The organism is Sporofaciens sp. St.21A7 (assembly GCF_059728535.1).
Genome location: NZ_BAAGFN010000002.1, coordinates 260561 through 285675 on the forward strand (window position 1 = coordinate 260561; position 25115 = coordinate 285675).

General features: G+C 36.6%; 23 protein-coding genes. 18 read left to right on the top strand and 5 right to left on the bottom strand.

The window, feature by feature from the left end; genetic code table 11:
• The first annotated feature begins 538 nt into the window (after window positions 1-538).
• The 18 genes from AC6I3O_RS27920 to AC6I3O_RS28005 all read left to right on the top strand — a co-directional run bounded on the left by AC6I3O_RS27920 (window position 539) and on the right by AC6I3O_RS28005 (window position 15781).
• A complete protein-coding gene (locus AC6I3O_RS27920; RefSeq protein WP_497854191.1) occupies window positions 539-1786 on the top strand; it encodes an AAA family ATPase in 1248 nt (415 codons plus the stop codon).
• Window positions 1787-1952: 166 nt separating this feature from the next.
• Window positions 1953-2102: a hypothetical protein gene (locus tag AC6I3O_RS27925; RefSeq protein ID WP_288175819.1), complete on the top strand. Its 150-nt coding sequence runs from the start codon at window positions 1953-1955 to the stop codon at window positions 2100-2102.
• Window positions 2103-2146: 44 nt separating this feature from the next.
• On the top strand, window positions 2147-2860 hold the full coding sequence (locus tag AC6I3O_RS27930; protein ID WP_497854046.1) for a hypothetical protein: 714 nt from the start codon (window positions 2147-2149) through the stop codon (window positions 2858-2860).
• Window positions 2861-2882: 22 nt separating this feature from the next.
• Entirely contained in the window at window positions 2883-3161 is a 279-nt protein-coding gene (locus AC6I3O_RS27935) for a hypothetical protein (protein ID WP_288175817.1), read from the top strand.
• A 21-nt stretch (window positions 3162-3182) separates the two neighbouring features.
• Window positions 3183-3452: a hypothetical protein gene (locus AC6I3O_RS27940; protein ID WP_497854048.1), complete on the top strand. Its 270-nt coding sequence runs from the start codon at window positions 3183-3185 to the stop codon at window positions 3450-3452.
• Between the two features lie 75 nt (window positions 3453-3527).
• Window positions 3528-4271, top strand: coding sequence for an N-6 DNA methylase (locus AC6I3O_RS27945; RefSeq protein WP_497854050.1), 744 nt, complete (start codon window positions 3528-3530; stop codon window positions 4269-4271).
• Window positions 4272-4568: 297 nt separating this feature from the next.
• Window positions 4569-5741, top strand: coding sequence for an AAA family ATPase (locus AC6I3O_RS27950; RefSeq protein ID WP_497854052.1), 1173 nt, complete (start codon window positions 4569-4571; stop codon window positions 5739-5741).
• Window positions 5742-5941: 200 nt separating this feature from the next.
• Window positions 5942-7066, top strand: a complete 1125-nt coding sequence (locus AC6I3O_RS27955) for an MBL fold metallo-hydrolase (protein WP_497854055.1) — start codon at window positions 5942-5944, stop codon at window positions 7064-7066.
• On the top strand, window positions 7044-8555 hold the full coding sequence (locus AC6I3O_RS27960) for a hypothetical protein (RefSeq protein WP_497854057.1): 1512 nt from the start codon (window positions 7044-7046) through the stop codon (window positions 8553-8555). Before AC6I3O_RS27955 ends, AC6I3O_RS27960 begins: the two co-directional genes overlap by 23 nt.
• Window positions 8543-9124, top strand: coding sequence for an ABC-three component system middle component 1 (locus AC6I3O_RS27965; protein ID WP_497854059.1), 582 nt, complete (start codon window positions 8543-8545; stop codon window positions 9122-9124). Before AC6I3O_RS27960 ends, AC6I3O_RS27965 begins: the two co-directional genes overlap by 13 nt.
• A gap of 38 nt (window positions 9125-9162) precedes the next feature.
• Window positions 9163-9384 carry a hypothetical protein gene (locus AC6I3O_RS27970; protein WP_497854061.1) on the top strand — a complete coding sequence of 74 codons (222 nt, stop codon included), beginning with the start codon at window positions 9163-9165 and terminating at the stop codon, window positions 9382-9384.
• Between the two features lie 372 nt (window positions 9385-9756).
• Entirely contained in the window at window positions 9757-12066 is a 2310-nt protein-coding gene (locus AC6I3O_RS27975) for a hypothetical protein (RefSeq protein WP_497854063.1), read from the top strand.
• Window positions 12067-12125: 59 nt separating this feature from the next.
• Window positions 12126-13151, top strand: a complete 1026-nt coding sequence (locus tag AC6I3O_RS27980) for an AAA family ATPase (protein WP_497854065.1) — start codon at window positions 12126-12128, stop codon at window positions 13149-13151.
• A gap of 1 nt (window position 13152) precedes the next feature.
• A complete protein-coding gene (locus AC6I3O_RS27985) occupies window positions 13153-13500 on the top strand; it encodes a hypothetical protein (RefSeq protein WP_497854067.1) in 348 nt (115 codons plus the stop codon).
• A 116-nt stretch (window positions 13501-13616) separates the two neighbouring features.
• Window positions 13617-13844, top strand: coding sequence for a DUF6718 family protein (locus tag AC6I3O_RS27990; RefSeq protein WP_497854069.1), 228 nt, complete (start codon window positions 13617-13619; stop codon window positions 13842-13844).
• Between the two features lie 79 nt (window positions 13845-13923).
• Window positions 13924-15030 (top strand): tyrosine-type recombinase/integrase, encoded by a 1107-nt coding sequence (locus tag AC6I3O_RS27995; RefSeq protein WP_160282613.1) that lies wholly within the window; start codon window positions 13924-13926, stop codon window positions 15028-15030.
• Between the two features lie 98 nt (window positions 15031-15128).
• On the top strand, window positions 15129-15377 hold the full coding sequence (locus tag AC6I3O_RS28000) for a hypothetical protein (RefSeq protein WP_204162871.1): 249 nt from the start codon (window positions 15129-15131) through the stop codon (window positions 15375-15377).
• Window positions 15374-15781, top strand: coding sequence for a type II toxin-antitoxin system VapC family toxin (locus tag AC6I3O_RS28005; RefSeq protein ID WP_497854072.1), 408 nt, complete (start codon window positions 15374-15376; stop codon window positions 15779-15781). The genes AC6I3O_RS28000 and AC6I3O_RS28005 overlap by 4 nt, the downstream gene beginning before the upstream one ends.
• A 182-nt stretch (window positions 15782-15963) precedes the next feature.
• On the opposite strand, the gene AC6I3O_RS28010 is transcribed toward AC6I3O_RS28005, so the two are convergent.
• The 5 genes from AC6I3O_RS28010 to AC6I3O_RS28030 all read right to left on the bottom strand — a co-directional run bounded on the left by AC6I3O_RS28010 (window position 15964) and on the right by AC6I3O_RS28030 (window position 24959).
• Window positions 15964-16950 (bottom strand): hypothetical protein, encoded by a 987-nt coding sequence (locus AC6I3O_RS28010; RefSeq protein ID WP_497854074.1) that lies wholly within the window; start codon window positions 16948-16950, stop codon window positions 15964-15966.
• Entirely contained in the window at window positions 16947-17420 is a 474-nt protein-coding gene (locus tag AC6I3O_RS28015) for an RNA polymerase sigma factor (protein WP_497854077.1), read from the bottom strand. Before AC6I3O_RS28015 ends, AC6I3O_RS28010 begins: the two co-directional genes overlap by 4 nt.
• Before the next feature lie 54 nt (window positions 17421-17474).
• Complete coding sequence (locus AC6I3O_RS28020; protein ID WP_497854079.1) at window positions 17475-18107, bottom strand: hypothetical protein; 633 nt, start codon at window positions 18105-18107, stop codon at window positions 17475-17477.
• Window positions 18108-18453: 346 nt separating this feature from the next.
• Window positions 18454-19128: a sortase gene (locus AC6I3O_RS28025; protein WP_497854081.1), complete on the bottom strand. Its 675-nt coding sequence runs from the start codon at window positions 19126-19128 to the stop codon at window positions 18454-18456.
• A 53-nt stretch (window positions 19129-19181) separates the two neighbouring features.
• Window positions 19182-24959 carry a SpaA isopeptide-forming pilin-related protein gene (locus AC6I3O_RS28030; RefSeq protein ID WP_497854083.1) on the bottom strand — a complete coding sequence of 1926 codons (5778 nt, stop codon included), beginning with the start codon at window positions 24957-24959 and terminating at the stop codon, window positions 19182-19184.
• Window positions 24960-25115 lie beyond the last annotated feature (156 nt).

Consider the following 25115-nt stretch of genomic DNA (forward strand, 5'->3'; position numbering starts at 1 on the left):
GGGAAAAAGACCATAAAAAAATTGTGTAAAGACATATGCTCGTTATTTACTTTTGCATATTCTTATACTATACTATGTACATAATCATTATTATATATCAGCTATAGCATAGTTATAGCCATTATTTCAATTCCTGGCAACAGGTCTATGGCTTTTTACCTGCATAATTTATGCAGGTTTTTTTTATGCAAAATTATAAAAGGAGGATAAAAACAAAATATATAATAATGGATACTTACTGGACTACGAATGTCCAATAGGGTATGGTACTACAAATCTGTTGACAAAACAGATATATTTTTAACAGAAGGGAGAATGCTATGCAAAAGGACATAAAACACGTAACAAAAGGTTATTGTTGGAAATCACTGGTGAATCTGCTATAATTCATTTAGACAGAGTGATTGAATCGCAAGGAGTGTGATTATGAACAATTATTTGAAACGACGGGTATACGACCGCCTTCTCACATGGAAAAATCATTCGGATCATTCCACACTGGAGGTATAGGGGCACCCGTCAGGCAGGAAAGACATATATTGTAAATAAATTCGCTGACGAGCAGTACAAGCAGAAAATATATGTCAATCTTCTTGAATTTTCAGGAGAAATTTTTATTGAGCATTACAATGATTTGCGTAGAGAGATTAAGGACGGATTGTCGTGTGGAAATCCTGTTTATGAGCTTATCAAGAGATACCGGCCTGATTTTGTGGATTCTGATGATACAGTTATCATTATTGATGAAATTCAGGAATCAGCGTCTATTTATAACAGGATTCGCGAATTTACCCGTTCGCTGAAGAGCGATTTTATTATCACTGGGAGTTATCTTGGAAGAATCCTGAATAAAGAATTCAAATATTCTGCCGGTGATCTGGACTCCATTGAAATCCAGACACTGAATTTCGAAGAGTTCCTTATAGCGATGGGGAAACACACTCTCTATGAAGGCATTGATCTTTATGGAAACAGTGAAGGGGTAGTATATGAAGAACTAAGCGATCTGTATAAGATATACACGTCCATCGGCGGATATCCGGCAGTAGTATTGCAGTATTTAAAGAATAATTCTATAGATGACTGTCAGGAAGTATTACTGAAAATCATTAAGCTTTTTGTCAATGAAAGCAAACGATACTTTCAGGATATTCTTGATGAGGAAGTGTATGACAATATGTTTTCCTGTATCGCCCGGATTCTTGTAAAAGAGAAAAAGGGATTTGAAAAGGACAATTTCAGTGAAGAACTTCAAAATATTGTCGTAAAAGATTATTCCAGCAATACTTCAAAAGCGTCTGTCAACCGTGCAATAGAGTGGTTAAGCAGTTCAGGTATCATTGGTTTTGCGGGAAAACTTCCGGAATGTAACATTCTGGATTTTAAGGCAAAATCCCGTTGTTACTTTATGGACATAGGACTTACATCCTATTTCCTGATGCATATTGGCTGCTCCGAAGCTGATATAGCGGGAATAGTAAATGAGAATTTCGTATATCTGGATTTGAGGCGCAGGATTGGCCATCCAAGTGAGATTGCATTAGAAACACCTACATTTGCAACACTGGGCAATGGTGAGATAGATTTTTATGTCAAAACCATTAAGGGGCATAAGAGTTATGCTATTGAAGTTAAGGCCGGAAAAAAGAACAGCAAAACGATACAGACTATATTAGAACGCAATAAGGCTGATTTCATTCTATTTGTCAAAGGCAATACTCGCGGGGGAATTGCAGATAATGTATATACCATTCCAATTTATGGAATCGGAAAATTCTTATTTTAATTTAATATGGGGATTAACAGAGAATCTCAAAAAAGGGATTCTCTATTTTATTGCCATGAACAATATTTGTCAATGCAATAATGAAGAGGTTGCCCTATGAATTTCCGGATATACCGGAAAATATGTGCCGCTAAGGAAGACGTATATACCAAAGGAGAATTATCTTATGTATGAATATGATTATGAGCAGGAATTAAGAGAAAAACAAAATGAAATCGACAGACTGGAAATGCAGCTTGCAGAATGCCAACGAGAAATCCGGCGCCTGCGCAATGTTTGCCGGGAATATGAGGAACAGATTTGTCAAAGCAATTAACATTTCAAGGGAAAATATAAGTATTTTATAGGAGGAGATATTTTATGAGAGTGAAAACAGAAACTATGGTTCAAAAAAAAGATGGAACCAGGATTTACGAACCGCGAACGATTCAGGAAGTGTTCAATGACATCAAAAAAATATTGACAAAGGAAGGGCTGTGTCCAGAGGAGTATTTTACCCTTAGTTATCCGACGGGCTGTCATGCCGATGAACCGTTTCCTGAGATTTCCGGTTTGTTCTGTAATGCACAGTGGGGTGGAAGTGAAGGAATTTATTTGGATATTGCTATAAACGTTTTTGATTCAGAAGAAAAGAATTACAAGCAAATATCATTTATTACAGGAAAAACTTTGTCTGAATCAGGAGATGCTTTTGATCGTATGCAGTATATTGGCGGTTATATCTATCGTCTGCTTATGGGGGATGGGAATGTCCATGCAAGATATATTCTTTTGCAGAATTCCAGACAAGATAAAGCGGCATTAGATGAAAAGCTCAACTATGAATTTATAAGTCTTATGAAGAAACATTTATACAGTCAAAAAGAGGATTCTGTAATTGATACTGAGGAACTGGATCTCAAAGCCATAATCTTAAAAGTGGTTACAGCCAAGCCATTAGCAAAAAATAAGCTTAAGCAGTTATTGGAAGCAGATAATGCATTAGATATACTCTATCACTTATGCAAACCTGTTATGCCGGCAACCCTTTACGAGATTGAAGACATTATCGCATCTGTTGATACATTTTCATAAAGGCTATGTGATGGTGATAGTAATGAATATATATAAGTATGTTGAAGTGGTTCATTTTAATGATCCAGAGGTCATTGATTATTTTATGGAACTGCAGAAAGAAGATATAGATGCGGCATTTTTATATCTAAGCCAATGGGATTATGGCGAGAATGACATCGAGAAAATTCTGATACGTCAAGAAGTATTTGATGGATTATTATATGTTAAGTACTTAGAAAATGATAAATATTTAGCATTGTGGCAAATAGGTATAGAGGGCATTACATTATATAGGAAAGTAGCATGTAAATATGCATAACTGTAAGGAACGGTATTTACCATGACAGATGGGGAAAGACTGGTATATTTAATTCTGGGGAACATTGGAGACGAAGTTGCATTAAAAAATATTTGCGAAGCTCACAGTATAGAAATGGAAGAAATTGATGATCGAGAGAAGGAGTTTCTTATCCATACAAATCAGTTTTACAGTAATGTTGAAGCATTTATGGATTTACATCTTGAACCAAAAGAGGAATTTGATTTTCTCCTGGAAAGCGAAGATATTGTGAAAACTTCGGATGGCTTTGTCTGGAAAAATGTTGTTTGATTAGTAGTTATTATAGTAAATGGCAAGGGTCTGTATGCAAGAGTTCATACAGGCCCTTTTTTGAGGTAAAATAGTATGATTAAAGAGTATGTAAATACGATTGAAAGAATGTGCGGTAAATATTCCGCATGGCAAATATGGAATGATTTTATTTCGGTATGCGCAATAGCGATAGTCAATGCCTGCGATCTGGCGCGGGCTCCTGAACGGGAGGAAAGATATTTGCAGATTGTAGGAAAATATGACAAGAAAGAATTGGAGATATTTTATAAGCTCCTGGCAAAATTAGTTGCAGATCTTGAAAAATGTGCAAGGCAGGATATTCTTGGAGAAGTATATCATGCTTTGAGTATTAATAGTAAAGTTAATGCACAGTATTTTACGCCTTATAATGTCTCTGAAATGATGGCGCGAATGACGATTGAACCAATAGATTTCAAGGATGAGCCAAAGATTGTCAGTGAACCGACCTGCGGCTCAGGAGTCAATCTCATAGCGATAGCAAATATCATGAGGGAAAAAGGAGTTAATTATCAGAGAAATGTTTATTTTGTAGCACAGGATATTGATTCGTTGGTCGCCAAGATGTGCTATATACAGATGTCATTACTGGGAATGCCGGGAATTGTTATTGTTGGAGATACCTTGTCCAGCCCCATGAAAGGGGATTATTGGCTGACTCCATTCCATTTTATTTTTGGCACCTCAATACTTCAACGGCATAAGAAGAAGCAGAAACAGGAGACCGAATCTCAGCAGAAAGAAAGCGTGGTCCATGATAGTGATTGGTTGCTGGAATTAGTGGGGATAGGTAGATAACATTAGCGTAGTTAAAAAGGTTACTGCAGAATTTGCATTATTCCATGAAACGACCAAAAAGGAAGTTGGTGAGTGTTGAAAAAAGCAGGAAATATCCTCTGATTGAATGTAATTACAGTCAGAGGATATTATATGGTAATGCAACCAGTTTACTCTCTCCTTGAATCAGTTTATATATCTAGCCCTTAGAGAGAATTTATTTGAAAAAATCGCTTATTTTCTGCAAAAATTACAAATAAAACTTGACTAAAATAGGAACAATGCTACAATAGAAACAAAGTCTAAGGAGGAAGCTTTATGTTATTGCAGTTCTCTGTGACAAATCACAGGTCAATAAAAGATACAGCAACTATTAGTATGAAGGCATCTAAAGACAGTTCTATGAAGAATAGTCTCATCTCGCCAGATGGAAAAAAGGAATTAGTCCCAGTTATGGCATTATATGGGGCTAATGCAGCGGGTAAGAGCAATGTTCTTCACGCGCTTCTTTTAATGAAAGAGATGATTTGTGGCAATTATGCAAAATTGCTGAAAGGAGAAAACCTGCCGCAAGAGCCGTTTGCGTTTATGGACACAAGCCTGGAACCGACCAGCTTTGAGATTATCTATTTTTATAAGGGGATTAAATATGCATACGGTTATTCCTTCAACCAATCTGGTATTTTGACGGAATATCTTTATCACTGGCCAAAGGGTCGGGAGGCACTCGTATTTTCCAGAGAAAAAGATACTTTTGAATTCCGTGAGAATATTCAAGAGCAAATGACACTGGCAAGCAGGACGGCGGAAAATCGCCTGTATTTGGTCAGTTCCAATGAATGGAATTGTGCCCAGACTGAAAAAGCGTATCAATGGTTTTTTGAAAAATTAAAGGGGATTACTGGCAGCGCAGAAGCTTTGGATATTACTTTGTCGGCAATTCAAAAAGGCGGAAGAAAGAAGCAGCTTATCCTTAGGGAGATGCTGTATGCAGATCTTGGGATTAAAGATGTACGGGTGATTGGTTCCAAAGAAAATTCAGAGATTGAGGCTGTACACAGATTAATTAGCGAGGAGGGAATAGAGACAGAATATTCTCTACGCATGGGACAGGAATCCATAGGAACACAGAAATTTTTTTCACGGATTGGGATGTGGATGGAAGCCTTGCAAAATGGTTCCGTACTGGTGGTAGATGAGATTGAGTCTAGTATGCATCCATTACTTACCCGGCATCTGATTGAAATGGTTCAGGATGCAGCAGTAAACACCAGCCATGCACAACTGATTTTTACCACACATGATACGGGATTCCTGGATCTTACTTTTTTAAGGCGTGATCAGATTTGGTTTGTAGAAAAAGACGAAAAGTCAATGGAGACGGATGTTTACGCCCTAACAGATTTTTCCCCAAGAAAGGGGGAAAATATTTCCAAAGGGTATCTGCAGGGACGATACGGAGCGATTCCATTTATCGTAGTCGATGAATAACATATTGGTTTACAGTTCTTCGAATTTGTGTAATATTCTACACAAATGAAGATGTATAGCTGTAAGATGGTTTTTCGCTGATAAGCAACTTCCTTTTGAAAAAGTAGTATGATATACTAGGTTTAGTCGATTTATCGCAAGAATAAAGAGCATTTTGAGGAATACTATTCCACAAAATTAATCATAGAAAGGAGTTTTTTATGGTTAATATTTATCTGCTTCCTGCTGATGAAGGTGAATTCATATGGGTTAGATATGGAGAAAATATGAATTATGCAAATATATTGATTGACGGCGGCACAAAGGACAGTGGTTCTGAGTACGCACAAATTATTGAATGGATTGAAAAAAATGGAGAAAATATAGAAGCTCTTGTATTTACTCATATAGATTATGACCATTTACAAGGCGCAGTTGACGGAATTAGCAAAGTATCGGCAGAAATTTTAAAGAAAGTTGTAAAACGAATATTATTTAATACATGCCGGGCTATTTCGCGTGAACAAAAGCAGATGTCATTAAAAACAGGATATGCAGAAGACCAGATAAAAGGAAGAAAGTTTACAGGAGGATATGGAATAGAAGATGCCATAACACTTATGGATTTACTAAAAGAAAAAGAAATAGCAGAGAGAGTGATAGATTATGTGGTTTCTGGTATGGAGCTAGAGTGGGATAAGGGGGCTTTCATAAAGATAATCAGTCCAGGAACAAAAGAGTTAGAGCGGTTTTTGAAAAAATGGGAACCTTATTGTAGAAACAAGAAAGTGACATCTTATACGACTCATTTTGATATGATAGAGAATGGTTTAGAAGAATTGATGAAAGCACGATTAGGAAGTGATTGTTCGGATAACAATAAGGCGTCTATAGCTTTTTTATTTGAGTACGAAGATATACGAATAGCTTTTTTGGCTGATGCAAGCTCGTCAGTATGTATAAAAGGGCTTAAAAAACTGAAAATAAATATGCCGTGTGATGTAGATATATTGAAGCTGTCACATCATGGCAGTAAATATAATACATCGGATTCTCTGATTAGAAATCTGAAAACGAATGTATTTTTACTTAGTACGAATGGAAATGGACAACATGTTCCTAATAAAGCAGTAATAGCACATTTGCTAAAAAATGCATGTAAAAACAAAGTGCAATTGGCATGTAATTATGATTGGTGGGAAACTACATATCATGGAAAATATTTTACAAATGAAGATAAAGAAAAATTTTTATATACAAATAAATTAGAACTATTGATGCTAGGTGAAAATGGCATAAAAGTGAAGGACGGATTAAATATATATGGAGAATGGTCAGTACAATGAGAAGATAAGTAAGTATGCTGTTCGGATTGCATTGAACAATCATAAAGAACTTAAGGGATCGGGGGTACTATTTTTGAGACAATCTGGGGAATCACCATTACTTTTTACTGCGGCACATGTATTATATCCAATTTTTCAGAATAGCAATAATACTCTTTTGTATTTAGGCTGTTCAGATTGCGATGGTAATCCCCATGAAATTGAGATTAATGTACATTGGGTGAAAGAGAAATCACAAGCAATTGCACAAGTAGGAGAAACATACATACATCCTAGATATGAAGAAAAAGAAACGGAGAAGAATGGAAAAAAGGAGTATAATTATGATGTAGCGATTGTTGTTTTACGCTGGGAAGAGTGGATGAGAAGCTTAGATTATTATGAATTAAAAGGCGAGAAAGTTGGCAATGATTTAAACGGATGGGGATTTCCGGAAGCGGCAGATAGTGAAACAAAAAAAGAACATGCTACTATTTTGTCCGGTAAGAAGGAAATATGTGGAAAAATCGAAAATACAGAAAAAGAAACGGGGAAATTTAGTGTTTATTATAATGCAGGAACTTGGGAAAGAAATGTTACAAGAGAAAATTATATGAGTTGTTTTTCCGGGTGTGGATTATTTCATTATGAAAATAATCGTATGCTTCTGAATGGTCTTATTTCATGTGAATTTGGAGATAGATCTGTAAGAACTATGTTTTGGGCAAGCTCATCCAACCTCTTGCTTGGGTTAATGGATTATTTCGGAGTGGAGCAAAATTATCCGTTATCCTTTGAATATTATAAGGAAATGACAATGAAAGAAATCCCTGAAATACGTAAGGAGGCAAGGCGATTCTTTTGCGATTGGTATGAAGAACTGACCGAGGATTATCATCTATTACCAGAGAATTTTAGTGATGATACGAGAATAGGGTTGCTATGTGAAAGCACTCGAAAGTTTTGTGATAATTTTTGGGTTGGACAGTTGAAAAAGTGCATACTTTTATATGGAATACAAAAGATTAAGCCAGATGAACTTACAGCGCCTTTTGTGAAAATTCTGAATCCATGCGGAGTGGATAATGTAAGACTAGTTTTTTTATGTACAGAAGAAAAAGCGGAAAGCGTAATAGGCAGTTTAATTGAAAAAGAATATTTTACTAAAAGTGGAGATATAAAGAATGGTACAATTTTCGTATTGAACGGGAAAGAAAATAATAGAAACTGTAACATAGTATTTAAAAGATTTGAGTGTAGACAAGTGGTATGCAGTATAATAGATGGATATTCTTCAATATCTACAAGAAAAATACAACATAAGACTTATAATTTATGTCAGGAAAATGAGGAAGAAGATTTCGATATTATAAGAGGAAAGCTAGCGAAATGTAATTTGGCTGCTCTTGGAATTGACAATATGATGTCTGTATTGAATCAGGGCAGAGTAGATAAGAAGTGTATGAAGAAGGAAATGGAAGGATTGTTGGAAAAAGTATGGGAAATTTAGACGGATTAGAAAAATGGATACAACAAGAGGTAGAAGATAATTTTCAACACAATAAATTTTATTACTTTACTCGTGAAATGAATGTAGGTTCATCGTGTTTAAAATCATACCGTTCCCACATATTCGTTCAAATATATCATACACAAAGAGAACTAGAGGATAACTGGAAAGAAGCAAATCATTATATCGCGTTAAAGTATCAATGTAAGTTGGAAGAAATAATTGAAAAAAGTAATTTTTATCTCTGTCTGTTTGTGAAAGGAAAAGTAAATCTGAAAATTAGAAATGAAATAGAAGGAAATTCTTTTTGTGCGAAGAAATATATTTTTGAAGAAAGCGGAGGAGATTTAGAGGATTGTTTACGTTGTGTAGAAAATAAAATTTTTCGTATTAATATTTCGGTCATTCCAAAACAATTCCCGCTGTTGGAAAGTATGGTGTTACAAAATTTCCGAGGATATGCCGGAAAGTTTACTGTAAATCTTCAAAATGTGCAAAAAAAAGCAGCTTCTTTTGTTGTTATCTTTGCTAAAAATGGAGTCGGAAAACTAGTTTCTTCGATGGTGTAGAATTTGCTTTAAAGGGGGAAGTAGGAAGAATTATTGATTTGGCTTTAAAGGATAAAAATGTAAAATACAGAGACGCCATATATCATAATCGTGATAACGCTGATAAAGACGCCTTTATATTAATGAAGTTAGATGATGGAAGGATAATAGAACGAAGAGTGTCAGATATTTCAGAAGAAAGAAATGATATGAGGGCTAATATACCTATACATGGAAAAGAGATTACTGGGACGCAAACAAATAAGGAAAAATGGGATTAAATTATTCTTCCTCATGATAAGATAGATAGTTTTATTTCAGCGAAATCAACAACTGCTCAATATAAAGAATGGGTAAAGAGTGTAGAACCACTGAAACAAGAAACAGAGGCATTTGAAAAATCTTATAGTGTATATAGGAAAGAGCAAAGAACGCATAACGAACTGAAAGATAGTTATGATGATATAGAAAAAAAATTGAAAGGACTTTCTGATCTGAAAAATTCAGTTAATAAAATTTATGAATTAATTAAACAATATAATAGTATGGTCTCAGATAAACATAGCCTATACTTTACAAAAGATGCAGACGTAGAACAGTATGATAAGTTATTAAATTGCATTAAAAGGAATATTAGAAGATTAGATGATAGGATGAAGTCTTTAGATAGCAATATTATTTTAGCTAGAGAAATATTGAACAAAGGAGTTTCTTCTTGTTACGAGGTTATTAAATCTGTCGATAAATTAAAAGAATCTTTGCAAGTTTTGGATAATAGAATACGACGAAGACGAGAATTGGATGTACTGTTAGAAGAAAATAGTGAAAATACTCTTGCAGTTAATAATAATCAAAAAGAACTAGAACTTCTTCAAAATATGGTAAATTATGGAATTGAAGAAATTCAAGATAAAAATAAAACATATTGTAACATAGGAAAAAAAATAAACGAATTAAAAGAAACTCTTGATTATTTTGAAACAGAACTTATGAAAGCTACAGAGACGGTTAATAAGTTAGAAGTGAAAAGGAGAAAGTTAAAAAATTCACAACTGACTTCAGATAAGTATGAGGAAGCACTAAAAAAGATAAAAGGAATAGAAAGAAATAATATAGAATTAAAGGATTTACAAGAAAAAAATGCCGCTGCAAGTGACAGAAGCAGACAACATCAACGATCTATAGTTCAAATATATGACAAAATAGAAAAAATATCTGCTTTTATTCTTCCAAAAGATATTAAAGAATTGAAATTAAAAGAGATTTCAAATATCAGCTATGATTTAGATGAAAATATATGGGAACAATTACTAGAATTTGAAGAGAACTATGGAAATATTTCTATGCAAATTCAACTATGTCAAGAAGAAATTTTAAAACAGGAAAAAAGAACGAAAGAATTAAAGGAGATAAGGCAGAAAGGGCAAGAGTATCTAAATACACATAAAGATGTAAACACATGTCCCCTATGTCATACGTCTTTTGGAAATTGGAAAGATTTATTTTTAAGTATTACAAATATACAATCAGATGATGACGTTTTATTCAAAAGATTGGAAGGGTATAATACAGAATTAAAAATAGTTTCTGAGAAGTATTCTGATTTTTATTTAAAAATAGAAAATCGAAAAGAGAAACAAAAAGCAGAACAAAAAGTAAAAATTGTTGGTTTAGAAAATGCAAATAAGGAATGTCTTGATAAAATAGAAGAAACTGAGAAGCGGACTGAGTTTTTAAATGAACAGCAAAATCAATTAAAACTTTGGTTTAATCAACAGAACATACAGATAAATGAATTTTCATTCCAAGAATTAGAAGGTTTCAAAAAAACTCAAGAAGAATATTTAATGCAGTTGGAGGTAGAGTTAAAGAAGTCTATAGAAGCCAAAAAGTCCGTGCAGTTAACGGTTGAGAATACAAGAAAAGTTATAGATACTTTAGTAGAACAAAAAGATATCATAGTTGAAAACTCAGAATTATATAGTTATATTAAATTTTGGATGAGTCAATCACCAGAATTTGATTTTGATATATGGCTGCACGAAAAGGAAAACTTATTAGAAAAATATATAGCTATACAAAAAAAACTACAGGAGACAATAAACGGGTATAAGGATGTAGAAAATTTTTGTTTGTCAGATTCCATAGAAAATAGGGATACCCAACTAAAAAGTTTGCAAAAAGCAGTGGATGTTAAAGAAAAATATCGTATTTTTGAGAATTTTTCAGAAGAGGGAATAAACAAAAGCCTAGAAGATTGGATTCAAAAAAAGCAATACTATGAAGCACAGAAAGAAATTTTATTTCAAATTTCTGAAGAAAATAGTTCAAGGTCTTATTTCGAATATTTTAGAAGATATCATCAAGAATTAGAAGATAAAAAGAAGCAGTGTTCAGATCAGGCTGAAAAAGTAAAACATGCAAAAAAATGGTTTGAGAAGCAGAAGAGGAACTTAGAAATAAGAATAAAGGCATATTTTGATCAGTCGATAATGAATGAAATTTATAAAAAAATTGATCCGCATGATTATATGAAAAATATTGAGTATAAATTGTCTTTTAATGATAAAGATGAACCGCAATTATGTATCTATGTGAATGAAAGCAAAAAGGTTGACGCGGATGATACGGATTCTTATCGGCCTGAGTGGTATTTTAGTACGGCTCAGTTAAATACGGTAGCATTTAGTTCATTTTTAAACAGGGCTCTAAATGCAAATAATTTAGAGTTTCGAACGATTTTTATTGATGATCCTATCGGGCATTTTGATGATATGAATATCCTTGGATTTGCAGATTTAATCCGAAGCATTCTTGAATCAATCCATTGTCAAATTATTATGTCTACCCATGATGAAAAGATTTTTAAAATTTTGGAAAGAAAGTTGGATGATAAATACTATAATTCCTGCTTCATACGATTACCGGAAAGTGAAGCTATAACGTGGGAAGAGACAAATTAGGAAAGTTGATATGTATTTTATATAATCAATGGGAGACTTTAAAACAGGAGGTATTAGCATTGAAAATTTCACAAGTGAAAGTAGAAAACTATACCGTATTTCAATCGGCTCAGTCAAGTTTTAGCGATGGAATTAATGTACTGATCGGAGAAAATGGGACAGGTAAGACACATCTGATGAAACTTCTTTATTCCGCTTCTCAGGCTGCAGATTCAAGAGTCTCGTTTTCTAATAAGTTAGTGAAGACAATGCTTCCGGACGACTATAATATTTCGAGACTCCTTACCAGACGGCCAGGTTCGTCACATGCAAATATTCAGATTGCCGCGAGATGTGAAGAGGATTGTAATATTAAAAAATTGAAAATAGCATTTCATAGTAAAACAAAGAAATGGGATGCGGAAGTTATAGGTGAAAATAGTTGGGAAAATGCATTTCAGGGCGAAAGCAGTATTTTTATACCGACGAAAGAGATCTTATCAAATAGTTTTAATCTGAATGCAGCGGTTGAAAAAGGAAATGTGCTTTTTGATGATACCTATCTTGATATTCTAAATTCTGCCAAGGTAGATGCATCGCTGGGAAGAAATGAAAAAAGCAGGAGCAAAATGCTCAGGGCGATAGAAGCGATTATTGACGGAAAAGTGATATATGATGCGAAAAAGGATACATTCTATTTGAAAAAGGGAAATTCTAAACAGGAATTTAATCTTGTTTCAGAAGGAATCCGAAAAATGGCGCTAATATGGCAGCTTGTTAAAAACGGAATGTTGGATAAGGGTTCCGTATTGTTTTGGGACGAGCCGGAATCGAACATGAACCCATCATATATTCCTGTTATTGTAGATCTGCTTTTGGCATTGTCTCGTAATGATGTGCAAATATTTGTTGCGACACATGATTATTTTTTTAGTAAATATATAGACGCGCGGAGGGAGCCTAGCGACCGGATTATTTATCATTCCTTGTATCAGAATAATGGAGAATTATGCTGGGAATCGGAAAGTGAGTTTAGTTTGTTGGAAAATAATGGGATACTGGAAACAGCACGTAGGTTATACAGGGAAGAAGTCGGTGTAAAGTAATATGAAGAAAATAATTAATGAGTCAGGGGTAGCTTTCGGGGAATTTAATTCTGACGACTTGTTCTATATTGAAGAATCTGATTTGTATAAATCACTTGGAACCGGAATAAAAACGGTTGAATTTATTGTGCTTGACCAAAAAGATACTATTATATTTCTTGAGGCAAAAACAGGCTGTCCGAATCCCCAAAATAAAGAAATGGGTGGAGAAAAAACAGAAAAATTTGTCGAATTTTATAATGACATATCGGAAATATGGAAAAACAGAAGAAATTGGCGAAAATCTTATGAAAGTGAAACCACTAGAGAAAAAGAAGTTAAAATTTGTACTTGTTATTACGGCAGATGAAATTAAAGAGGAATGGCTTTGGGGACCAAAGTTGGAACTTGAGAACAGACTATTGAAATTAAGGAAAATATGGGGAATTAGCGTTATTGTTCTTAATAAAAGTTTAGCATATAATTATGGCCTTCTTTCTGATAGCAAAGAAATTTAACGATATTGGATGTCTGGCTTTACAAACATCTCATGGGCAACATTTAGTGGATTTCAAGAAAAAATTAATTTCTGAAATAGGCGCAGACAGGATTCAATTAGTTACAATCAGCCGTCCATCGGCATATGGAGAATATGAGCCATATCAATTTATTGACACAGAGAAGGAATTTGAGCAGGCAGTAAAAAAATTGTAAAGTGATAGTATATCTATTATTGCGTGAAATGCAGATTTTACGCAATAATATGGTATAAAAGAGAATAGAGGATTATTTTATGAGTGAATATACGGATACTGTACGAACACAGAATATACTGGCTTTGAGGGCGTTGCTGAAGCAAATGCCTCCTTTTTGTACGGATTATTTCAGGGGAATTGCTTCGTCAACATCTCCAAGGACACAGACTGGGTATTGCCGGGATATCTATACCTTTTTACAATTTGTTGTTATGAGAAATCCTCTATACAGAGATTCCGAAATTAAGGATATTCCCCTTAAAGTCCTTGAGGAAATGACGCCGGCGGACATCGACGAATATCTGGAACATCTTAACTACTATATATTTGAAGGTACTGAATATAGAAACGGTGAATCTGCAAAAGCACGAAAGCTGTCTGCCCTTAGTAATATATACAGCTTCTTTAATAAACGGCAGATTGTTTCAAATAATCCCTTAAATGCCATTGAACGGCCCAAAGTCCATGATAAAGTAATTATTACACTGGATCAGGAACAGATATTTGATTTAATGGATGCAGTCGAAAGCCCGACTAATATGACAGACCGTCAGAAAAAGTTTCATAATCTTACCATGGCCCGTGACCGTGCTATTTTAACATCATTTTTGGGGACCGGAATGCGGGTATCAGAATTGGCAGGATTGGATGTTACAGATGTAGATTTTAATAATCAGACGTTCCGTGTGATCCGGAAAGGCGGAAATGAAGCATACATATACTTTGGAGATGATGTCCGGGACGCCCTCTGCTACTATTTGGGTATTCAGGAAGAACCAGAAAATACGAACGAAGAGATAAAACAACTATCCCCCAGGGATGCCCTATTGAAAGGCAATGATGAAGAGAAAGCATTATTTCTCTCGCTTAGAGGGAATCGTATGGCGGTCCGCAGTATAGAGGTTATGGTGAAAAAATACTGTACAATGATAAATACGAATAAGAAAATTACCCCTCATAAGCTTCGGAGTACATATGGAACAGCTTTATATAAAGAAACTGGAGATATTTATCTGGTAGCGGATGTTCTTGGGCATAAGGATGTAAATACTACCAAAAAGCATTATGCTGAAATGACCAATGATAATCGGAAACGTGCGGCAAATATTGTCCCTTTGAAAAAAACACATGAGAAAAGCACATAAAAAGAGGGTGGAATTTTAAAGATTACCATGTTATGATACATATAATATAAAGTATTAACGCTATAGATGCAATCATAATTCAGAAAGGATGTGGTTTAATGACCGTACAGCAACAGGTATGCGCACGCATTATTAACATGTCAGATGAAGGCGCTGCTTTTATTGAGCAAGTAATAAATAATATGAATCCTGTTTTTTTTATAGGAAAAAATAATTTAAAATCTACTACAGAGGCGATAGATGTATCAAAAAGAATCGGCGTTGGAAAGGGAATTATTGAAGATCCAACTGATTTTGATAAATGGGACGAGGAAATTGCTGATTTATTTGAGGATATAAAAAAATGAATTATCTAGCAGACACACATATTTTAATTTGGGCAATAACAGATAGTCCTAAATTATCCAAAAAAGCAAGAGAAATATTGTTATCGGAAAATAATAATATTTATTATAGTTTTTCCAATGTATGGGAAATAGCAATTAAACATTCTCTTCACAAATCAAATATAACCTTTTCTTCTCAACGTTTTGAAGAAATGTGTAAATTAGCGGGATATTCATTTCTTGAAACAAAATGTAATCATGCTTTTATGGTTGAAACTTTGAAACATGCTGATAATGCCCCAAGAGAACATCGAGATCCTTTTGATAGATTACTTCTAGCTCAAGCCAAAGCAGAAAATATGTTTTTTCTTACACATGATGAATTGATTCCATTCTATAATGAATCCTGCATAGTATCGGTATAAAATTTTTTGATGGATAAAAATTAATGGATAATTTTAAAACGGCCGCTCCAGAGGATATGAGCCAGGCTAAATTAATTGTTTTTGAAAAGGGGCTGTTGCAAGCCCCTAATTCACTTTTCTACCTCTTCCACTTATCCAAAGAACCAATTACTTTCATATATGGTAGTCTTGCATAGATTTTTTTAAATGTGGCAGTCTACGATGGTTAATATCCATTCAGGCTCTGCTTTGTCTATGAATCGTTCTTTAAAATGTAAATTCCAATCAAAGATTTTTTCTTCTGCGCCATATCCGGCGCCTGCCTCTTTTATATCATATGCCTGATACCATTTTCCCTCTGGCAGGATTACTGCATTTGTAATGACTGAGGATTGTATTTTTGCATATGTCTCTTTGTTTTTGTATGTACCTAATAAGAATTTTTCATTTAATGTATTGAAAAAATCATCTGCATTTTCGCCATCCTTCAGCGGAGAATTTTCAATAACCACTTCCCACCATCTGAGACTTCTATTGTAAATCTCACAATCTGGCTCAAAATTAATATTTTTAACTCTGGCCTGTGCATATCTCCCCTCTAAATCAGGAGTCGGATATACAAGACTATCCTCCCCCTTTATCCCCTCAGATGCTTTTAGGAGACCGTTCCATCTGCCGCCGATTTGCCACCAATCCCATTTGGCATTCGGATTTTCCCAAAATCCAAATTCCTGTTTTTCTATATCCCACGGAGACACGAAATAATTCTCTAGATAATCCTGTATCGTAGGATAGATCTCTCTGTAAGGAACGCTCCGTAATTCTGCGTTCTTTTCACCGATATCAAACACAATTTGGACGTGCCCTAATATGGGATCATATGTATAATTAAAAAAATATTCCTTCCTATTCTTATAAAAGTGTGAATGATCCGCCCCATCAGTAAATATCGTATAGGAAAATATACTTTTTAACTCTACTATATTCCACGGAAAAACGTATTTTCCATCCTGTAAGCACACTATATTCATACTTCCCGTTTCATATCTCTCATGCTCTTTTTCAACAGCACTTACAAATTTAAGATATTTTTTTGGACAGTCTCCCATGTTGTTTTCCTGATATGGGGCCAGTAATTCCTTCACAGTCTTTTTCCCATCGCTAAATACCGCAACTGAAAAATGGCTCATCTTTGTTCAGCTCCTTCCTGCATCAATCCAAGTCGTTTGAGACGTTTTCTCATCCGCGTCAGACGTGATGAGACTCCGCGGATTGTAATGTTGCAATGCTCGGCAATTTCCCGGTAAGTATACCCTTCTGCCTTCATATATATTACTTCTTTTTCTTTCGGCTTAATATATGGAAGCAATTGGAGCAGTTGTTGTTTTGCATCCAGGATCTCAGATGCACGTTCTATTCCATTTCCATCTGTAAACCGGCCGTCCATATCTGATGATATGCACTCTTCGCAATAAATTCCCATAGATGCCTTCCGTTTAGGACATTCCAGATACTCCCGGACCGCATCCAGATATCCAAATATAACGACATCATAGAATTCCTGGTCTAAATGATTTTTGAACAAAAAGACTTTTACTAAAGAAAGATGCTGGCATGCAAATTGATTTTGCTCAGGGGTTAATTTATTTGATTTTCCCATAAGTATGTCTCCTTAAAAAAGGGTTGTCATTGTTCATCATAATATTTTTCTCCCTTAAGTATGTATGCCGTAATAAGCTGTATTCAGGTTGCTCTGCCCATGAAGGATGATACCGCCAGAGACTCCCGGACCATAGGGTGTATATCCGTCAAACAAAAAACTATATGGCAGAAAATCATCATATAAAACAAACCGTTCATAGTTTTCCCAATTCAGTTTTTGTTCAAGAAATTTTGTGAATTTATGCCGGATTCTAGGCCGAGATATAATATCTTTTAGATTTTTTCTGCTTCGAAATTCTATTTTAGCCGGAATGGTCTGAGATATAGAAAGCAGTTTCCTCTTATATCCTGTTTTGTGCAAGGCTTGAAACAGGACTTCCTGTGGCAGGCATATAACTTCTTCGTACCCTTCATATCTGCCGTCTGCTAAGCTGTGCAGCCACCAGAACCGTATATTAATATTCTTATTACAGTTCACATCTTCCCTACACCGCAGTTCCGCAAAAGAACAGACATCTTTAACAATTATCATTCTCTCCGACATCAGCTGCTGTATTTCTTTCTTTAATAGGAAAAAATTATTAGAACATTGATGATCTCTTGAATATGTTCTTAAGGATACAACGTTTTCGCGTTCGCTTATACTAATCATTGTTTTCTTTTGCATTTTCTCTTCGCCTTTCAATAATAAATTTACCTCCTTTTCTGCATAAAAAAAGAACATCTATAGAAAGATGTTCATCGCTAGACTTATACTTTATTTTAGTATTTTTATATGATTCCTTCTGAGCTGTAAGTAAAACCGTCCCTCCTTCTATTAAAATTTTCCCTACTATACTTAACAGGGGTACCCATCTCTGGGAATTACACTACATAATCTACAAATGCAGAAAACCATGAATAAAAATACTTTATGTTTATTCTACTATAGTTGAATCCTTCTGTCAAAGTTTTCGTATTCTCTAACGAATAAAAGGCAAAACCGGAGATAAGATAAGCGCCCTTACTCTCCGGTTTTATAAAACCTTCTGTTATATTTTTTCTTCTCTCGTCTGTACGGCACGCACTATAATGATCCGTTTTTCTGAATATCCGGCTGCAAGGTTTTTTTCACATGCCACCAGCGTTACCCTCTTTCCCACATCATGAGGGAAATATGCATCACTTTTTAAACGAAGTACCCTGTCTACAGCTTCTACTTTATAGCTGTACCGGGTATTTCCCTGTATAACATAGAAAGTATCATCCACATTCATTTCATCCAGGCGGTTAAAGCTGTGGCCGTATGTCTGGGAACTATGTCCGTATATAATATAATTTCCCTTCAGGGTTGTTGAAAGATCTGCCGTTACAAAGTAGTATTTTGACAGGTTAAAATCATTGTCGTCAAGCGTATTTCCCCGAATGACCGCTTTCTTCATGTTAATCTTATCAATGACCAGTATACAGTCAATGTGTCCCCGGAAAGAATAGTCGTTTACATCACTATACTGGTATTCAACTAAAGGAGCCTCATCTGATGGCGCTTCGTCAGGAATTTCTGCCTTTTCGTCCATGTAGCCGTCAATAAGCATATCCTCAAAATGGTTCCGTTTATCCGCTTCATGATAGGGCTCACAGTAAATCTGATATCCGACAGATATAATAAGGATAATTCCAGAAACAAAGCATGCAATTGGAAATAAATGTTTAATCTTTTTCTTCATAAGTCCTCCTAAAAATGGTGCAGAGCTTCCCCTGCACCAGCGATAACTGTTGTTTATTTTTTACGTTTCTGTTTCTTATAATAGATAGAAAAGCCAATGCCAAGCCCTGTTATTCCGACTGCAACAAATGCGGCTGCAAACAGCGCCGTACTGTCGTCAAAACCAAGTTTCGGAACCGCCGTCTTTGGAATAACATGGTTTCTGCAGGTAATCGTAATATCCTGTCCTTTCATACGGAACTCAATCTTATCTGCAAGCTGCTGATATCCTGCCGGCGCTTTCTTTTCTTTGAAATAATATTCTCCGAAAGCAAGGTCACTTATATTGACTTCACCTTTTTCATCGGTGATATATGTTCCGATATTTTTCCCGTCAGATGTAAATAACTCAAATTCCGCCCCTGGAAGCTTCTTAGATTCATTATTTGCGTCAATTTTTATAAGCGTTACCTTTGCCTTTTCCAGCTTATTGACCGCCGGATTCTCTTTATTGACATCAAAGACCGTTACCGGCTCATTTTCTAACGTCAGCTCAAATTCATGCTTTTCCTCATCCAGAATATACCCCTCCAGTGTCTGAAGCTCTCTGAAGTAATAATGGCCGGATACCAGGGCAGCCTTTAATGTCGCCTTACCTTCTTCATTTGTTTTAATTACTCCGATCAGGCTGTCCTTTGGAAGGATTCTTTCGCCGCGGTAATCCATAATATCTTCATTTGTATAAATACCAAAGAAGATTCCTTCTAACGGCTTTTTCCCATATCCGAATGTCCCGTTTTCTGGATTCAGCATTTCTCCTACTTTATAGACGTTAATTTCTGTGTCTATTACATCATTCTCAATATCCAGGCTGATATCTACAACTTGATCTTTCTTATCCTTGGTCAATACAACCTCATACTTTTTATGATTCATGGCCAGACCCGCCGGTGTTTTCGTTTCTTTTAAGATATACTCACCTAACGGCAGATTCTTCGATACTCCTTTGCCTTCTTCATCTGTTGTGATGGTGTCCACGGCATTTCCATCCATATCATAAACTGTAAATTCCACGCCTGGTAAAGACCGCTTTTCATACTCCATACGGTTGATTTTACCGAAATCAGAATCATATGTTGAGATTCCGGTGAGCATATCTCCAACCTTATCTATAGTGATGGTTCCGGTTTTTTCAAATTCATCTACCATTTCTACTTTTAGGATCTCACCGCTTTCCAGAACAGTAAAAGGGATTTCTTCCGCAAGCTCATATCCATCCGGAGCCTGTTCTTCAATCAGTATATAATCGCCAGGTTCTAATCGGTCAATTCTATGTACTTTTCCGTCAGTAATCCAGGATGTGACCTCATTTCCATCAGAATCCTTAATGGTAAGCTTTGCACCGATTACCTCCTTACCGCCGATGTCCACTTTGCTGATATCTACTTTAGTGAAATCATTTGTGACCTCCTGCTCTGCGGCTATGACTGTCTGTTCCTGATTCGTATACTGCAGATTGAAATCAATCATCTCTTCGCTTTGTACATATCCTGGCGAAGGTTTCAGCTCCTTCGCATAATAGCGCGCAATGGGCAGATCTTTCGTAAAAGCTGCCACTCCATTTTCATCAGAGAATACTGTCTCAATCAGTGTATCTGCGGGAATGACAATACCCTCACCTATTAAAATATCCTCTGCTGTATAAAGGCCGAAAATGGTTCCTGCCACAGGATTTTTTGTCTCAATATCTGTCTTTTTAATCTGGATAGATACCCTCTGCCGTTCATTGACATATTCACTGTCGCTGTATACGACCTCTACTTCATCACCGGCATATTCCAACGAAAATTCCTGTATTTCCTTATTCAATACAAATCCCGGTCCGGCTGTTACTTCCTCTATTTTATATTTCCCAAGCGGCAGGTCTGTCAATTCTGCTTTCCCGTCCTTGTCCGTTTTAATCATAGATACCAGTTCGTCCTTCCTATACAGAGTAATCCGGTTTCCTTCTCTGTCACACTGGTAATCCGGTGAATAAATATCTTCTGCCGCATATATTTTGAATTCTGCTCCTTCCACATTTCCCATTTCATAAATAAAGTCAGAATCATCTTTTCCCGAATCAAGAATACCTAAAAATTCCCCAAAACGCCGCAGAATATTTTTCTTTTTTTCCCCATAACCGGACAGATGTTCTCCCTTTTTTTGCAGTCGTAGAGAACCTGTCTGGCGCTGATTTTCATAATCAACCCTTATAACCACGGCGCCTGTTTCCTCTTCCACCTCGTATGCCTGGTCAGATGAAAGGGTAAATTCAATCGGTTCCCCTTTTACATAGCCGTCAGCAGCTGCGATCTCCTCCAGACGGTAATTCCCCATCTTTAATTTTTCAGGCGTCAGCAGATAACCCTGGTCAGAAACTTCAAATTCCGTGTGCTCTACGAGCTCCGGGTAATGTGTATATTGCTTTACATACTCTTCATTATCCAGATTATAGATTTTAAAGACAGTGCCTTTATGCAGTACAGGCATCTTACTGGTGCCGTCAATTTTATATATTTTTAGAATTGCCTGAAATTCATAGTCAATGAATACTCTCCATTGCTGGGGTTCTCGTTTATCTTCATTAATGGTTACGATAAACGGATCGATTCTATTGTAGTTTTCAGGAGTGGTCGATTCTATCACTACATATTTTCCATAGGCTAATTCATTGCTTACCGCATATCCCTTTTCATCCGTAAAAAGCTCCGGCATGGGAATGCCTTTGCTGTCTTCTGAATAATCAAGCGCCGTTGTTTCCTTGCTAAAATCATAACCTCGGAACTGTTCCGGAGAGTAATTTCCATTGCCATCCGGTTTTATGTCTCCAGCCTTGACACCTTTTAATGAGCGAATCAGATATATTTTGAATCCGGCTCCCTTTAGAAGATCTGCTTCTGTCTGTTCGCCGTCGGAGCCGACTTTGATTAACTGGAAAGGCTGCTTTTTCACGGTCTCATTTACGGTTACCTCTCTGTGGACAATTTTTACATCCTGTCCCTCATAAGCTGCTTCTACCGGATACTCTGTAGGATCAAGCAAATATCCTTCCGATGCGACAAGTTCGCGGATACAATACTTGCCTAAATATAAATCTGTGAAATCAAGTTCTCCATTCTCATTAATTTTCTCTTTTGAAACGAGCTCCCCCTTTTTATGTACTGTTCCGGATTTTTTGTTTGGATGCTGAATATCCTCTGCTGCGAATAAGCCGTACTCTGCACCAATTAAGGCTGCATCTCCCTGGCTTAGAAATTCGTGTGTTTCTTTATCTATCTTCCGTACATGAATCTTTGCACGGACTTCTTCATTTTGAAATCCATGTGAAAATACGTATTCATATGTCTGGTCATTTTTGTATGTATATGTAAACTCATATGTTTCGTCCGACATATAATACTTTTCCGGCGCCTGTATTTCCCTAATATAATAGGTATAGTTAATCGGGATATCAGCAGTAAATTCTGCGATCCCATCTCGGTTACTGGTACTGCTCTGAATCAGTGTATCCTTATCAAGAACGGTTCGTCCGTTGATCTTGATGGTTTCCTTGTTATATAGTCCGAACTTTGCACCTTCAAGCGTTGTGTCGTCATTCTGTGAATGTTTTACAGATGTTACTTTTATTTTCGGCCGCTTGTTATTATATTCGCTTTCATCTAAGGCAAGAGAGGCAGTCTGACCGGCATATGTGAGGGAAACAGTCTTTGTTGTCTCCTGTTCGTTTTTTCCGATTACCAAATCCGCAGGCGCCTTTGTCTCAACAATGCGGTATTTCCCCAGATACAATTCCTCAGAAACTGCACAGCCGTCTTCGCCGGTAGTCAGGTTCGCAATCAGAGTATCCCTTTTATGGATTACTGTTTTCTTATCCTGGCTTATAATATCTTCAGCAGCATAGATAGAATAATCGGCGCCAGGAAATGAAGCGTCTTCATATATGAAGTTTACCGGATCACTGCCGTTGACTGATGCAAGTTTTTCTCCGGATTTATGAATCTTAATCTTCCCTTTCTGCTCTTTGTTCCCTGCCTTTACGTCCGTATTCCCTCCTGCTACCAGCTTTACATTATGGACCTCCGTACTGAGGCAGTACCCGGCAGGGGCGGTTATTTCTTTCAAATAAACGGTTTCCTGAGTTTTGGTAAACTCTGTAGAGGAACTCCCCTTTTCGTCTGTAGGCGGCATGTTTACAATCAGGCTTGTGCAGGCCTCATCTTTATACACTCCAAATACCGCGCCTGAAAGGCTGACATTGGTGTCTCTGTCTTTCTTTATCAGTGTGATTCTGGCAATATCCAGCCACTTCACTTTGAACCGGACAGAGTTTGCCTTTTCTTCTATGAAATCTCCGTATCCGATATCCTGAATGGTACTTCCAGTACTAAGCACCAGTGTTTTCCATTGTGAACCAATCTGTCCTGTCAACTTTCCGCTGTCCCATTCACCGGTTGCGGTCTTAGGTGCAGTGAAATAAAAACTCCCTCCGCCGTATATTTTTATAGTTCCTCCGGTCTGGCTCTTACCGTCTGAAGCATTATGATATGTCACGTTTGACGGAAGATCCAGAGTAACATAATTGCGGTGATCCCCATTTAACTGAAAAGTTTTTGTCTTTTGTGAATCTCCGTCAAGATCTGCTTTTTCATAATCAGAATTCAGGCTGATGGCAGCTACCGGCGGGTTTTCCTGTCCAAACAGGTAGTTGGTATAACCCAGGACACCGGTTTCCTCCAGAGATCCTGCTGTACAGCCATGAAAACCCGCATCCCCTATATATGCATAACTCGCCGCAATATGTGTAAATATATACCTGGTATCTGCATCCAGCTGCGGCATATACTGCTCTGTCAGATCTCCCGGCCCGCCATATCCATAATATAAGACTTTCTGCAGATTAGCATTTGTGTTCAGAACCTCTGCAACATAGTCTGCATCCGGCGGAGAGGCTTTCGGAGATTCCAGGCAGTATGCTATTTTCCCATTTACATAAAAATAATTCGTTTCGTAATTTCCAATGTTAGAGGGATAACGCAAAGTCTTCCCCTTCACCAGAGAGACATTTGAGCTTCTCTGGGCCGCCATTCTCGCGGGCACAACAGATAGAAACAGGCTGTCCTCCACATCTTCTACGACAACCAGTTCCTGTTCGTTTTCCCCGCCAGATGTATCTAAATTATCAGCGGAATCGTCTAAATCTGGCTTTCCCGGTTCTCCTGTTAGATTCATATCCGCCTTATCAGGCGCGACTGACGGATCTGCGTCTTCCGACTCGTCCCCAGAATCAGTTCCTGTTTTTGTATGCCCGTTTTTTGAAGGGCTTTCCGGCTCCCTGCTTTTTACAGTAATCATCCGGCTGATCTGATATGCCAGGTTTTCGTCCCTGACAGGATATACTTCGTAGACAGCCTGATACTTTCCCGGTACATCATTGGCAAAGTTGGTTAATTTTTCATCAACGGCATTTTTAAATATAATTTTCACCTTTTCTTCTGCAAAAGACAGTTTGGTAAAATCATGTTCGATATCGAAGTCTGTCTGCGCTTTTATGGATATATCTTGGGCAATAACAAACTCGTCTTCTGTTAAGCGTTCCTTCATTTCAGATAAAAAAGGCAGATTGGATGCACCCTCATTATATAAAATAAAGTTATCTTCCTGAACCGGTGCCTTATCCTCTGCTGATTCCACTGTCTGGATTTCCGGCTTTGCAGATTCTGCTGCAAACGCCGTCATACTTGAATGAAGTATTGTTGTGCAGCAGATTAAGAATGCCAGGGTTCCTGACATAATTCTTTGTTTTCTAATCATCGTTTTCCTCCTGATATAATAATGAAAAGGCAGGGAATATCCCTGCCCGGCCAGCCCTGCGGCTAAATAAATTTTTAAGTGCGGGAAATCTGCCTTTTTGTTTCTCTCCTCCTTTCTCCTGCAAGCCCCAAAAAAGCCAAAGGCAGACTGCTTCTT